Origin of the sequence: Sinorhizobium sp. 8-89 (assembly GCF_030124325.1) — a bacterium.
Taxonomy (GTDB): domain Bacteria; phylum Pseudomonadota; class Alphaproteobacteria; order Rhizobiales; family Rhizobiaceae; genus Sinorhizobium.
In genome coordinates, this window is record NZ_JASKLR010000010.1 from 161,980 (window position 1) to 176,044 (window position 14,065).

Genomic DNA, 14,065 nt, shown 5'->3' on the forward strand with positions numbered 1-14,065 from the left:
ACGTCGGAATTCGACGGTGAAGAGGGTTGGCGGAGTGCCATTTTGCTTGCAAAACGGTCAAGGAATTGCGTAAAGCCACTCCCGGCAAATGGATCGGCTCACGTGCTCGCCAAACCTTTCGAGGCAAGAGCACTGTCAACGTGAAATGAAGGTTTGAACATGCAGGTTATCGAAACGCTCGCTCAAGGGCTGAAGCGCGAACTCAAGGTCGTCATCCCGGCCAAGGACATGGAAGCTCGGATGAATGAGCGTCTGGCCGAAGTGAAGGACCGCGTCCGCATCAACGGCTTCCGCCCGGGCAAGGTGCCGGTTGCGCATTTGAAGAAGGTCTACGGCAAGTCGATCATGGCGGATCTCGTCAACGAGATCGTTCGTGACAAGCCGACTGAAATCCTGACGGAGCGTGGCGAGAAGTCGGCAACGCAGCCTGAAATCGCGATGACCGAGGACGAGGCCGAAGCCAACAAGATCCTCAATGCCGAGGCCGATCTCGAATTCACGGTTGCCTACGAGATCATCCCGAAGATCGAACTCAAGGATGTGAGCGGCATCAAGGTCGTCCGCGAAGTTGTCGACATCGCCGAAGACGAGGTCAACGACCAGATCCTGCGCATCGCCGAAAGCGCCCGCACCTACGAATCCAAGAAGGGCAGGGCCGCCACTGGCGACCGCGTCACCATCGACTATCTCGGCAAGGTCGACGGCGTTGCCTTCGACGGCGGCAAGGATGAGGATGCGGAACTGGTGCTCGGTTCCAACCGCTTCATCCCGGGCTTCGAAGAGCAACTCGTCGGCGTCAAGGCCGGTGACGAAAAGACGATCACCGTAACTTTCCCGGCTGACTATCCGGCAGCCAACCTCGCTGGCAAGGAAGCAACCTTCGACGTCACAGTCAAGGACGTCGCCGCCGCCGCTCCGCTCGAGATCAACGACGAACTCGCCACAAAGCTTGGCCTCGAATCGGCTGACAAGCTGAAGGAAATCGTTCGCGGCCAGATCGAAAGCCAGTACGGCTCGGTTACCCGTCAGAAGGTCAAGCGCCAGATCCTCGACCAGCTCGACGAACTCTACCAGTTCGAGACGCCGGAGCGCCTCGTCGACGCCGAATTCGAAAACATCTGGCGCCAGATCAACACCGACCTGCAGCAGGCCGGCAAGACCTTCGCCGATGAAGACACGACCGAAGAGGAAGCTCGCGCCGAGTATCGCAAGCTCGCCGAACGCCGCGTCCGCCTCGGCCTCGTTCTCTCCGAAATCGGCGAAAAGGCCGGCGTTCAGGTGAGCGACGACGAAATGCAGCGCTCGCTGTTCGAACAGCTGCGCCAGTTCCCGGGCCAGGAAAAGCAGATCCTCGACTATTTCAAGAACACCCCCGGCGCCGCCGCTTCGCTGCGCGCACCGCTGTTCGAAGAGAAGGTCGTAGATCACCTGCTTTCCGAAATCTCGGTAACCGACAAGTCGGTTTCCAAGGAAGAGCTGATGGCTGACGACGAGGAAGCCGAAGACAAGCCGGCCGCCAAGAAGGCGCCTGCCAAGAAGAAGGCTGCTGCAAAGGCCGAAGCTGCTGAAGGCGAGGAAGCCGCTGCGCCGAAGAAGAAGGCTCCGGCCAAGAAGAAGGCCGCTGACGACAGCGCCGAATAATCGGGTTCCTTCCGCGAGAATTTAGAGGCCGCCTGTCGAGGCGGCCTTTTCTTTTGCGAGACAAAGCCGTCGAAACGGTGGCTGATAGAAGCGAATTGCGAAGGGCTGCCTAGGCCGTCTTGATTTCGCCCATGCGGTTCCAAGCATCGAGCCCGGCGATCTTGTAGGCTTCGGCGAGCGTCGGATAGTTGAATGTGTTTTCGACGAAATACTCGACGGTCCCTTTCAGATTGAGGACTGCCTGGCCGATGTGCACGAGCTCGGTCGCGCCTTCCCCGATGATATGGACACCGAGCAGGCGCCGGGTCTTCAGTGAGAAGATCATTTTCAGAAGACCGGAATCGAGACCCATGATGTGTCCGCGCGACGTTTCCCGGAACCGGGCGATACCGCATTCATAGGGGATGCCGCGTTCTTTCACTTCTTCTTCGGAGAGGCCGCAGGTCGAGATTTCCGGCACGGCATAGATGCCGTAGGGGAAATATTTCTGCGGCTCCTTTGCAATCGCGCCGACGGCGACGCGGGCGGCGACACGCCCCTGTTCCATGGAGGTCGAAGCCAGGCTCGGGAAACCGACGACATCGCCGGCGGCATAGATGTTGGGAACCGAGGTCTGGAATGTTTCGGGGTTCACCTTCAGTCGCCCGCGGCTGTCCGCTTCCAGCCCGGCGGCAGGCAGGTTGAGCGCATCGGTGGCACCGATGCGGCCAGCGGCAAACAAGACCATCTCCGTCGTGATCTTGCGGCCATTGTCGAGTGTCAGCAGAACCTTACCGTCTTCGAGCCGCTCCACCTTCTCGGCCTTCTGACTGAGATTGAGTTTCATGTTGCGGTCGCGCAATTGATAGATGAAGTCCTCGACGATCTCCTTGTCGATGAAATCGAGCATCGTCGTCTTGGGATCGATGACCGTCACCTGCGTGTCGAGGGCGCTGAAGATAGTGGCATATTCGATACCGACGACGCCTGCGCCAATGACGACCAGCGAGCGCGGCAGTTCCTCGATGTCGAGCAACTCGTCGCTGTCGACGACGGTCTTGCCGTCAAACGGGATGTAGTCCGGGCGGAAAGGTTTCGTTCCGACGGCAAGCAAGATGCTCGTCGCGGAAACAGGAATGCTCTCGCCGTCTTCCTTGACAACCTCGATCGTCGTCGGGTCCACAAAACTTGCGCGGCCGCGGATGTGCTGGACGCGGTTCCGCGCGAACTGGTGTTCGAGCACCTCGACCTCGTGGTTGAGGGTGATGATGAGGCGACGGCGCAGATCTTCTGCGCTGATTTCCTGCTTCACCCGGTAGGACCGGCCGTAGAAGCCCCGTTCGCGCCAGCCGGAGAGGTTAAGCGCCGTCTCGCGAAGCGTCTTTGACGGAATAGTTCCTGTATGGACGGAGACGCCGCCGACGCGTTTGCCCTGCTCGATGACTAGGACTTTCTTGCCGAGTTTCGCAGCCTGGATGGCACCCCTGCGCCCCGCTGGGCCGCTTCCGATGACGATGAGGTCGAACTGGTTCATGAACGCTTCCCGTATGCGAAGGAGAATCGTTGTGCGATGCGGCAAATTTCACCCGCACGCGTTTATAGCGTCAATTGCGCAGTTTGATGAAGCGCGATGCGCACTGTTCTATCGTGGATGCGCCTGTGCGGAAATACGGTTATGTTGGCGCATTGGGCGTCGGGTATCGGCGGCACCCACGTTTCGGTTTTCTCGCGCGGCAATGCGCGGTGGAGTCTAGAAATGGCATCAGAGGCGACGGCGATCCCCCATCAGCCGACTGGATCGATTCAAGCGGAAGTGGCAGTTCCGGCTCGCCCGGGCGTCGTGGCTGCCGCGGTGTACCAGAACGGGCAGCGTCTGCGCGACATTCAGATCGAAGAGGCAGGACAATGGCGGGGCCGCGAAGATGTCGTTGTTTGGATTGGCCTTCACGAGCCGGATGAGATGCTGTTGCGCCAGATTCAGGCCGAATTCAATCTTCACGACTTGGCAATCGAGGATGCCGGAAAGGCACATCAGCGTCCGAAGCTGGAAATCTACGGCGACGCGATCTTCGTCGTGGCGCGCACCGCGCACATGGCGGACGACCAGATTTCGTTCGGCGAAACGCATCTTTTCGTCGGCCGCGGCTATGTCATTTCCGTTCGTCACGGTGCGTCGACTTCTTATATGGCCGTCAGGCAAAGATGCGAAGCGTCACCCGCGGCACTCGCTCACGGTGAGAATTACATCCTCTATTCGATCCTCGATTTCATCGTTGACAGCTACATGCCGGTGGTCGAGGCAATCCACAGCGAGGTCGAGGAACTCGAGGATCGGTTGCTGCGCGATCGCTTGGATAAGGCCGATATAGAACGGCTCTACCTGTTGCGTCGAAACCTCCTGCGCCTGCGCAATGCGGTCGTGCCGCTGGTGGACGTGTGCCGCCGGCACGAGCACCTGGAACTTCCAGGGATGGATGCGGCGATGCAGCATCTGTTCCGGGATGTGACTGATCATGTTCGACGGGTGCAGGAAGACATCGATGCGCTGCGCGAAGTGCTTGCCTTCACTTTCGAGGCGAGCCTGATGATCGGCCAGTCGGAGCAGACGGAAATCTCGCGCAAGCTCGCCTCGTGGGCCGCCATTCTCGCGGTCCCGACGGCGATCGCCGGAATCTACGGCATGAACTTCGAGGACATGCCCGAACTCAGGTTCCGCTACGGCTATTTTGTCGTTCTGGCCATAATCGTCGGACTGTGCGTTACTCTCTACCGGTTCTTCCGGCGTGCGAGATGGCTGTGAGCAGACCTTAACGAATCGCGCGGTAGGCCAAGTCTAGAACAAGCGAAGCCCTTTGAGGCTTGCGTGGCCGTCCTTGCCGATGATGATATGGTCGTGCAGGGCAATGCCGAGCGGCTTGGCGGCTTCGGCAATCAGCTTGGTCATCTCGATATCCGCACGAGAAGGCGTAGGGTCGCCGGAGGGGTGATTGTGGACGAGGATGAGCGCGGTCGCGGATAGCTCGAGTGCACGCTTGATTACTTCCCGAGGGTAGACCGGCGTGTGATCGATCGTGCCTCGCTGCTGTACTTCGTCGGCGATAAGCGCGTTGCGCTTGTCGAGGAAGAGGATGCGAAATTGCTCCTTGGTCTCGTGCGCCATTGCCGCATGGCAGTAGTCGATGACGGCGCTCCAGGATGACAAGACCTGCTTCTCGCGCAGCTCGCTCTTCAGCATTCGGTGGCTGGCCGTGGCGATGAGCTTGAGATCGAGAGCGACGGATTCTCCAACGCCCTTGACCTCCCGCAATAGGTTGAGCGGCGCCCCGAAAACGCCGGCGAGCGTTCCGAAGCGGCTGAGCAGCGCCTTGGCAATCGGCTTCGTGTCACGACGGGGGATGAGCCGGAACAGGATGAGTTCCAGGATCTCGTAATCAGCGAGCGCCGCATCGCCATGTTCACGGAAGCGGTCTCGCAAACGATCGCGATGACCGTGATAATGTGCTTCTGTGGGCGGAGCAGCGTTCACTTCGGCGTCGCCTACGCGCGGTTTTGGCTGCGCAAAAAACTGCCGCTCGTCCGTCGGCTGCAATTCGCCTTCAGAGAAGGGCGGAGTTCTTGTCACGCGTTGCCCACTGCAGCAACGCCGGGCTTGAACAGGCCGGCCGGCGAAAGCGTGAAGATTTCGCAGCCGTCCGCCGTGACGCCGATCGTGTGTTCATATTGCGCCGAGAGCGAACGGTCGCGCGTGACGGCAGTCCAGCCGTCAGAGAGAACCTTCACATGCGGACGGCCGAGATTGATCATCGGCTCGATCGTAAAGATCATGCCCTCGCGCAGTTCGGGGCCCTCATTGGCGCGACCGTAGTGCAGGATATTCGGAGCGTCATGGAACAGCCGGCCAACCCCGTGGCCGCAAAAGTCACGCACCACCGAACAGCGCTCCGACTCCGCGTAGGCCTGGATGGCCTCGCCGATCGCACCGGTGCGTGCGCCGGGCCGCACGGCCGCGATGCCGCGCATCAGACATTCGTGCGTGACATCGAGCAGCCGTTCCGCGGCACGCTTGACCTCGCCGACAGGATACATGCGACTGGAATCGCCATGCCAGCCATCGACGACATAGGTAACGTCTATATTGACGATATCGCCTTCGCGTAGGGGCTTTTCGTTTGGAATGCCATGACAGACGACGTGGTTGATCGACGTGCACGACGATTTCGTGTAGCCGCGATAGTTCAGCGTCGCGGGAAGCGCGCCGTGATCCATGCCGAATTCGAAGACGAAACGATCGATCTCTTCTGTCGTCACGCCTGGCCGTACGCGGGGCACGAGTTCGTCCAGGCAACGCGCCGTCACCTGACAGGCCTTGCGCATGCCTTCGAAACCATCCGGTCCGTAGAGCCGGATGACGCCGGTGTTCTTGTACGGGGCAGCGCCGGCCTCGATATAAGTTACCATTCCAGAGCTTTCATTGTTTCAAGCGCATGTCATAAATCAGCGAAGGCGGGTTCGTCCACTGTCATCGCCCCCGTCGGCACTATTTGCGAGGGCGATATCGCGCATTTGATGGCATAGGCTTCGACGCCTCTCATGGTCGCCCGCTCGAATGCACGAGCATAGACCGGATCGAGTTCGCGGCATATGCGGAACACATCGCAGTCAGGTCTTTGGACAAGATAGAGCATGATTGCGCGGTGGCCTGCCTCCACCATGTCGCCGAGTTCTTCGAGGTGCTTGGCGCCGCGCTCAGTCGGGCTATCGGGGAATTCGGCGAGACCCCGGTCACGGCTGAAGTGGACGTTCTTGACCTCCACATAGGCAAGACCCTTCGTCGGGTCGCTGAGAAGGATATCGATCCTGGAATTGCGGCCGTATCTCTGCTCGCGCCGAAGTGTCTCGTAAGTGTGAAGATTCCCCACGAGTCCAGCGGCGATCGCTTCCTCGGCAAGCCGGTTCGGCAGTCCGGTGTTGATGCCGACGAGCGTTCCGTCTGCTTCGACGATCTCCAGCATATGGCGGTATTTCCGTGTCGGACTGTCATGCTCGGAGAGCCAGATCGCCGATCCCGGCGTTGTCAATCCGCGCATCGAGCCGGTGTTCGGGCATGAGCCGGTGATCCTCGTTCCGTCGCCGAGAACGGCGTCGAACAGGAAGCGCTTGTAACGTTGCACAAGCGTAGCTGGAACGAGCGGATTGGAGAAATTCACCGTATGGATCCGATCAGGCCCGGGCGCGAACGTAGGAACCCGGCGCTTCTTCAAGCGAATTGAGCGGGCCGCCGGGCTTTCGGGCCGGAACGCGTTTCCTGTCGAGCTTTTCTACCCAGCTGTGCCAATGCGGCCACCAGGAGCCAGGTGTTTCCTTCGCCTTGCTCAACCATTCGTCGATGTCGCCCTTGGCAGGTCCACCGGTCCAGTAATGATACTTGCTCCTGTCAGGCGGGTTGACGACACCGGCGATGTGGCCCGAGCCTGACAGGACGAACGTCACCTTGCCGCCGAAGCAACTGCTGCCGAGGAATACCGATTTGGCGGGCGCGATATGATCCTCCTTCGTCGCCAGATTGTAGATCGGGATCTTGACGTCAGCGAGCGATACTTTCCGGCCGGCCAGGACCATCTCCCCTTTGGAGAGCTTGTTCTCCAGGTAGCAGTTGCGAAGATAGAACGAGTGGTTGGCTGCCGGCATCCGCGTTGAATCGGAGTTCCAGTAAAGCAAGTCGAAGGGCAGGGGCTCCTGCCCCTTGAGATAGTTGTTGACGAAATAAGGCCAGATCAGTTCCGAGGCCCGGAGCATATTGAAGGCGGTGGCCATCTTCGAGCCTTCCAGATAGCCGGTCGCACTCATATTCCGCTCCACCTGGCGGATCTGGTCATCGTCGACGAAGACCTTGAGGTCGCCCGCATAGGTGAAATCCACTTGCGTCGTGAAAAGCGTCGCCGAGCGGATACGATCCTCGCCTTCGGCGGCGTGTAGCGCCAGCGTGGCCGCAAGCAATGTGCCGCCGACGCAATAACCGATGGCGTTCACCTCGCGCTCGCCGGTCGCCTGCTCGATGGTGTCCAGAGCAAAGCCGATTCCTTCGCGCGCGTAGGCCTCCCAGTCCTTCGAGGCATGCCGCTCATCCGGATTGACCCAGGAGATGACGAACACGGTGTGGCCCTGATCGACCGCCCATTTGATGAAAGATTTCTGCGGGTTGAGATCGAGGACGTAGAATTTGTTGATCCACGGCGGGCAGATCAGCAAGGGCCGCTTGAGCACGGTCTCGGTGCTCGCCTCATACTGGATGACCTGGCAGACATCGCTCTGGGCGATCACCTTGCCGGGCGTGATCGCGATGTTTTCGCCGATGGCGAACTTGCTCGTATCCGTCTGCCGCAACTTGAGATCACCGCGCCCGGCCGCGATGTCTTCCGCGAACATCTGCATGCCCCTCACGAGATTGGCGCCGTTTGACGCCACGGTTTCGCGATAGAGCTGCGGGTTGGTCGTGATGAAATTGGTCGGCGAAAGAGCGCTCGATATCTGACGAACGTAGAAGGCCGCCTTGTGCTTGGTGTGGTCATCGAGCCCTTCGGCATCGTTGACCATTCTCTCCGCCCAGTCCGAGGTCACCAGGTAGGCCTGGCGAATGAAGTCGAAGAAAGGATTCCTCACCCAGTCCTCGTCCGCAAAGCGCTTGTCGGTGCGCTCGAGACTTGTCGGATCGGTCGCGATGTCACCGGCCATGCGCTGGAGGCTGCGCGACCAGATGTCGAAAAAACTGCCCATGAGATGTGTCTGGGCTTCCAGCGTTCGACGCGGATCGGAGAGCCAATACTCCGATATCTTGGACAGCGTCTTGACCATATCGGAAACGGGCTCGGCGAAAGTATCGCTCTTCTCGCCGGCTTCGCGCGGGGCAAGCCATGCAGAGGCTGCCTTGCCGAGTTGTTCTGCTGCGCGGGCCAGATTGACGGCCAGGCTTTCCGGGTCCTTCACGATGTAGGGCTCGACCGATTTCGGATCAAAGCCGGCAAAACCGCTCTTAGCACCGCCGTCCTCGGCCTTCCTGTCTGCTGTCACCCGGCGTCCTCCACAGCATCTTATCTGTTTTGCGTTTTTACATTCTGCCCGAAAATGATTACAAGAGCTAGAGCGTTCAGCTTTCCAATGGAATCACAGGAAGCAAGTAAATCGCTTTGAATTCAAGTGGTTAAAGTGTCATCGGCATGTCTTTTCGAGGCGTGTGGTGCACTGATCCATCCTCGCGCCGCAAAACAGGGGTCATCGCCAGCATGCTTGTCGTCGGAAAACAGGGCTCCATTTCTTGGGTTTTGGGTTTGCTCCTTGCGGGCACCCTTGCCGGATGCAGTTCGACAGCGGAACTCGCCACGTATCCTTCAGTCTATGGGCAAAAGCCGGCCGCCACCCAGCAAATGACCGACGAGGAGGCGGTTTCGATGCAGTCTCAGTTGACGGCGCTTGGTGCTGCCCGCAAATCCGGCGCGATTTCCGAGGCCGAATACCAGCGGCGCTTGAAGGAATTGCAGTTGCTGGCCGAGCAGCACGGTGCCGATACGCTGAAACAGATCGAGAATTAGCGCTTGCCTTTCACGTGATTTGGACGCAAAGCGTTCAATGGCCGTGATGACGGCCATTCACCACCGCGTTTGCTTTCGCGAAAGCCGAACGGCTCGTGGAGGCTTGCGCCAAGCGAGGTTTGGAGATGGAAGAGTTTCATAAAGTCCGGCGTTTGCCGCCCTATGTTTTCGAACAGGTCAACCGTTTGAAAGCAAGCGCGCGAGCGGCCGGTGCTGACATCATCGACCTCGGCATGGGCAATCCGGATCTCCCCACACCGCAGTCGATCGTCGACAAGCTTTGCGAGGTCGTCCAGGACCCGCGCACGCATCGTTACTCCTCGTCGAAGGGCATTCCGGGGCTGCGCCGCGCTCAGGCCGCCTATTATGCCCGCCGCTTCGGCGTCAAGCTCAATCCCGAGACCCAGGTCGTCGCGACGCTTGGCTCGAAGGAAGGCTTCGCCAACATGGCGCAGGCGATCACCGCACCCGGCGATGTCATCCTCTGCCCGAATCCGACCTATCCTATCCACGCCTTCGGCTTCCTGATGGCAGGCGGCGTCATCCGCTCCATCTCGGTCGAACCCGATGACAGCTTCTTCGCGCCATTGGAGCGGGCCGTACGGCATTCGATCCCGAAGCCCTTGGCGCTGATCCTCAACTACCCGTCGAACCCGACGGCGCAGGTGGCCACACTCGACTTCTATAAGGAGGTCATCGCCTTTGCGAAGAAGCACGACATCATCGTGCTCTCGGATCTCGCCTATTCGGAAATCTACTTCGACGATGCGCCGCCGCCCTCCGTGCTGGAGGTGCCGGGCGCGATCGACGTGACGGTCGAATTCACCTCGATGTCGAAGACGTTCTCCATGCCCGGCTGGCGCATGGGCTTTGCCGTCGGCAATGAGCGGTTGATCGCAGCGTTGACGCGGGTCAAGTCCTATCTCGACTATGGTGCTTTCACACCCATTCAGGTTGCCGCGACACAGGCGCTCAACGGCGATGGCAGCGATATTGCCGAGGTGCGCAACATCTACCGGCGCCGGCGCGACGTGATGGTCGAGAGCTTCGGCAAGGCGGGCTTCGAGGTGCCACCGCCGCCGGCGACCATGTTCGCCTGGGCAAAGATCCCGGAGAAGTTCCGTCATCTGGGCTCGCTCGAGTTTTCGAAGCTCCTCGTCGAAAAGGCGGACGTCGCCGTGGCGCCCGGTATCGGCTTCGGCGAGCAGGGCGACGACTACGTCCGGCTGGCGCTCGTCGAAAACGAACACCGGATTCGACAGGCGGCACGCAACATCAAGCGCTTCCTGTCCTCGGCGGACGAGACGATGCACAACGTCATCTCGCTTAACGCACACCGCTAGGAAGTCGGATAAATACCGATAACCACCAAACCAGAATAGCCCTGCCGCACTGGCGGGGCCTCTACATGTTAGGAACTTGCTATGGCAGATGCCCTCAAAATCGGCATTGCGGGCTTGGGGACGGTCGGTGCCTCGCTCGTGCGGATTCTCCAGGATCGTCATGAGATGCTGGCAACCACATGCGGGCGGGCGATCGAGATCATGGCCGTGACGGCGAGGAACCGCTCCAGGGATCGGGGTGTGAACCTCTCGGAGATCAAGTGGTTCGACGATGCGGTATCGCTGGCGTCCGAGGCGGACATCGACGTCTTCATCGAGCTGATGGGCGGTGCCGGAGATCCAGCCTATTCGGCCGTGAAGGCTGCGTTGCAGCGGGGCATTCATGTGGTCACCGCCAACAAGGCACTGCTCGCCGCGCATGGCATCGAGCTTGCAGGCATTGCCGAAGAGCATGGCGCACTGCTCAACTACGAAGCGGCGGTTGCCGGCGGCATTCCGGTCATCAAGGCTCTTCGCGAATCCATGACGGGCAACACCGTTTCGCGCGTCTACGGCATCATGAACGGCACCTGCAACTACATCCTGACAAAGATGGAGAAGGAGGGGCTTTCCTTCGAAGACTGCCTGAAGGAAGCGCAGCGCCTCGGCTATGCCGAGGCGGATCCGGCCTTCGACATCGAGGGCAACGATACGGCGCATAAGCTGTCGATCCTGACCAGCCTCGCCTTCGGCACCGCGATCGCCGCCGATGACATCTATCTCGAAGGCATCACCAACATCTCGATCGAGGACATCCAGGCGGCCGCCGACCTCGGCTACCGGATCAAGTTGCTTGGTGTCGCTCAACGTACCGAAAGTGGCATCGAACAGCGCGTTCATCCGACGATGGTGCCCTACGATTCCGTCATCGCGCAGGTCGACGGTGTGACGAACGCGGTCGCGATCGAGTCCGATATTCTTGGCGAACTGCTGATGGTCGGCCCCGGCGCCGGCGGCAATGCGACCGCTTCGGCCGTGCTCGGCGACATCGCCGATATCGCCAAGAGCCGCCCGGGCGCGCAACACGTACCGGCTTTCGGGCGCCCGGCGACCGCACTGTTGCCCTACAAGCGGGCCCGCATACAAAGCCACGAAGGTGGCTATTTCATCCGGCTGAAAGTTCTCGACCGCACCGGCGTCTTCGCCAACATTGCCGGGCATATGGCCGAAAACGATATCTCGCTCGAATCGATCATGCAGCATTCCAAGCACTATGTGGATTCTGCGGAGCCGAAGACGATCATCCTGGTTACGCATGCCACATTCGAAGCTTCCGTGCGCAAGGCGATCGTTGCGATCAAGGGCGAGGGCTATCTCGTCGGCGAACCGCAGGTCATCCGTATCGAACGGCCGAAGGCCGTGTAATCGCCGCTCGGCACATTAAATCTGTTGAGAAACGGCTCCGACGGGCTTCTGACCCGCCGGAGCCGTCTTCATGCGGGTTCTTCCAGCCTGAAATGTCCGCTAAGAACAGGGGACTGCAGGCGGGCGAATAGCATGGACGTATTGGCGGATCCGATCCAACGGGCATTTCTCGGCGTGGAACGCTCGGTCAGCGGGCAGCGCTGGGTGTCACGTCTGGATCAGGCCGGGCAAAATCGGGCACTCGCGATCAGCCAGGTCCACGGCTATTCCGAGATGATTGCCCGCGTGCTCGCCGGCCGCGGCGTAGCGCTTGACGATGCCGCCGCCTTTCTCGACCCGACGCTCCGCTCTCTGATGCCGGATCCGGACACCCTGACCGACTGCCGCAAGGCGGCCGAGCGGCTGGCACTGGCGGTGCGCCGCCGCGAGAAGGTTGTGATATTCGGGGATTATGACGTCGACGGCGCTGCCTCCTGCGCGCTGATGGTCCGATTCCTGCGCCACTTCGGCATCGAAGCCGAGATCTACATTCCCGATCGCATCTTCGAAGGTTACGGTCCGAATCCGCAGGCAATAGAGCAACTGCTCGACAACGGTGCCGGCCTTATCGTCACCGTCGATTGCGGTTCGACCAGTCACGAGTCGCTCGCTGTTGCCGCCGGACGCGGCGTCCACGTCGTCGTCATTGACCACCATCAGGTGGGCTCTTCCCTTCCGCCGTGTCATGCGCTTGTCAATCCGAACCGCGAGGACGACTTGTCCGGGCAGGGGCATCTCTGCGCCGCAGGTGTTGTCTATCTCGTGCTCGTCAACACCCTGCGGGCGCTGCGCGGCCAAGGGGACCCGCGCACCGCTTCATTCGATCTGTTGTCGCTGCTCGATCTTGTCGCGCTGGCAACGGTCTGCGACGTCGTACCGCTCAAGGGGCTCAACCGCGCCTATGTCGTCAAAGGCCTGATCGCCGCGCGGCATATGGGCAATCCGGGGCTCGCGGCGCTTCTTCGAAAGGCTGCCATCGGCGGCCCTGTGACGCCCTATCATCTTGGATTCCTGATCGGCCCGCGCATTAATGCGGGTGGGCGTATCGGCGATGCGGCTCTCGGCAGCCGGCTGTTGACGCTTGACGATGCCGCAGCGGCGGAATCGATCGCGGGCCGGCTCGACGAGCTTAACCGCGAGCGCCAGGCAATGGAGGCGGCGATGCTCGCCGAAGCCGAAGCGGAGGTGCTGGCGGAGTATGGGACTGGCGAGGCGGCCTCGGTGATCGTCACGGCGCGGGAAAACTGGCACCCGGGCATCGTCGGGCTCATTGCCGCGCGCATCAAGGAGAAGTTCCGTCGGCCGGCCTTCGCGATTGCCTTTGACCCGAGTGGGCGAGGGACCGGCTCGGGGCGTTCGATCAACGGTTTCGACATGGGCAGGCTGGTGCGGGCGGCGGTCGAGAGCGGTCTCCTCGTCAAGGGTGGCGGCCATGCAATGGCGGCCGGCCTGACCGTCGAGCGCGCGAACCTCGGCAGGCTTCGTCAATTCTTTGAAGAGCGTGCCGAAACTGTCGTGCGCGATCTGGTTTCCACCGAAACGCTGAAGGTCGACGGAGCACTTGGGGCGTCGGGCGCGACGATCGAGCTGGTCGATCTTCTGGAGCAGGCCGGTCCCTACGGTTCTGGGCATCCGCAGCCGATCTTCGCCTTTCCGCAACACCGGCTGCGCGACTGCCGGCAGGTCGGCTCCAATCACGTCAAGGTAACGCTGGAGGGCCAGGATGGCAGCCGGATCGACGGTATTGCCTTTCGCGCCACGGAAACGCCGCTGGGCGACTTCCTGCTCGGCAGCCGCGGCTCGACCATTCATGTCGCTGGATCGGTTTCGGCGGATCTTTGGCAGGGAACCCGCCGCGTCCAACTGCGCGTGACGGACGCCGCAAAGGCCACCTGATCGCATTCGTCGCGATAACCGCCCCAACCTTCCAAATCAGCGACTTGGAAGAGAAACCTCAATGAGTTTGTGAAGAGAGAATGGCACGCCCAACGGGACTCGAACCCGTGTTTCCGCCGTGAAAGGGCGGCGTCCTAGACCGCTAGACGATGGGCGCCCAAGACGAGGTGGCTTATA

Annotated in this window: 11 protein-coding genes and 1 tRNA gene; 6 read left to right on the top strand and 6 right to left on the bottom strand. The window is 60.6% G+C overall.

The window, feature by feature from the left end:
- The first annotated feature begins 159 nt into the window (after positions 1-159).
- Positions 160-1,641, top strand: coding sequence for a trigger factor (gene tig / locus QN219_RS19765; RefSeq protein ID WP_284001535.1), 1,482 nt, complete (start codon positions 160-162; stop codon positions 1,639-1,641).
- A 109-nt stretch (positions 1,642-1,750) separates the two neighbouring features.
- Here tig and sthA read toward each other — a convergent pair whose 3' ends face one another.
- The gene (gene sthA / locus QN219_RS19770) at positions 1,751-3,154 is read right to left on the bottom strand and encodes a Si-specific NAD(P)(+) transhydrogenase (RefSeq protein ID WP_284001536.1); all 1,404 of its coding nucleotides are present in this window, start codon (positions 3,152-3,154) and stop codon (positions 1,751-1,753) included.
- A gap of 222 nt (positions 3,155-3,376) precedes the next feature.
- On the opposite strand from sthA, the gene QN219_RS19775 reads away from it, so the two are divergent.
- On the top strand, positions 3,377-4,420 hold the full coding sequence (locus QN219_RS19775) for a magnesium and cobalt transport protein CorA (RefSeq protein ID WP_284001538.1): 1,044 nt from the start codon (positions 3,377-3,379) through the stop codon (positions 4,418-4,420).
- 33 nt (positions 4,421-4,453) lie between these two features.
- Here the strand turns inward: QN219_RS19775 and radC are convergent, their stop codons facing one another.
- From radC to phaC, 4 genes are read right to left on the bottom strand one after another with little or no spacing between them, the layout of a single operon-like run.
- On the bottom strand, positions 4,454-5,242 hold the full coding sequence (radC, locus tag QN219_RS19780; protein WP_284001540.1) for a DNA repair protein RadC: 789 nt from the start codon (positions 5,240-5,242) through the stop codon (positions 4,454-4,456).
- Positions 5,239-6,078, bottom strand: coding sequence for a type I methionyl aminopeptidase (gene map, locus QN219_RS19785; protein ID WP_173512776.1), 840 nt, complete (start codon positions 6,076-6,078; stop codon positions 5,239-5,241). The genes radC and map overlap by 4 nt, the downstream gene beginning before the upstream one ends.
- Before the next feature lie 29 nt (positions 6,079-6,107).
- Complete coding sequence (gene sfsA, locus QN219_RS19790; RefSeq protein ID WP_284001541.1) at positions 6,108-6,827, bottom strand: DNA/RNA nuclease SfsA; 720 nt, start codon at positions 6,825-6,827, stop codon at positions 6,108-6,110.
- 13 nt (positions 6,828-6,840) lie between these two features.
- The gene (gene phaC, locus QN219_RS19795) at positions 6,841-8,688 is read right to left on the bottom strand and encodes a poly(3-hydroxyalkanoate) polymerase subunit PhaC (protein ID WP_284001542.1); all 1,848 of its coding nucleotides are present in this window, start codon (positions 8,686-8,688) and stop codon (positions 6,841-6,843) included.
- Positions 8,689-8,900: 212 nt separating this feature from the next.
- Here phaC and QN219_RS34020 point away from each other — a divergent pair, with 212 nt between their 5' ends.
- The 4 genes from QN219_RS34020 to recJ all read left to right on the top strand — a co-directional run bounded on the left by QN219_RS34020 (position 8,901) and on the right by recJ (position 13,888).
- Complete coding sequence (locus tag QN219_RS34020) at positions 8,901-9,206, top strand: SHOCT domain-containing protein (RefSeq protein ID WP_309486603.1); 306 nt, start codon at positions 8,901-8,903, stop codon at positions 9,204-9,206.
- A 125-nt stretch (positions 9,207-9,331) separates the two neighbouring features.
- Complete coding sequence (locus QN219_RS19805) at positions 9,332-10,549, top strand: LL-diaminopimelate aminotransferase (RefSeq protein ID WP_284001545.1); 1,218 nt, start codon at positions 9,332-9,334, stop codon at positions 10,547-10,549.
- Positions 10,550-10,630: 81 nt separating this feature from the next.
- On the top strand, positions 10,631-11,953 hold the full coding sequence (locus QN219_RS19810) for a homoserine dehydrogenase (protein WP_284001546.1): 1,323 nt from the start codon (positions 10,631-10,633) through the stop codon (positions 11,951-11,953).
- 132 nt (positions 11,954-12,085) lie between these two features.
- Entirely contained in the window at positions 12,086-13,888 is a 1,803-nt protein-coding gene (recJ, locus tag QN219_RS19815) for a single-stranded-DNA-specific exonuclease RecJ (RefSeq protein WP_284001547.1), read from the top strand.
- 81 nt (positions 13,889-13,969) lie between these two features.
- On the opposite strand, the gene QN219_RS19820 is transcribed toward recJ, so the two are convergent.
- A tRNA-Glu gene (locus tag QN219_RS19820) sits at positions 13,970-14,045 on the bottom strand.
- Between the last annotated feature and the right edge of the window lie 20 nt (positions 14,046-14,065).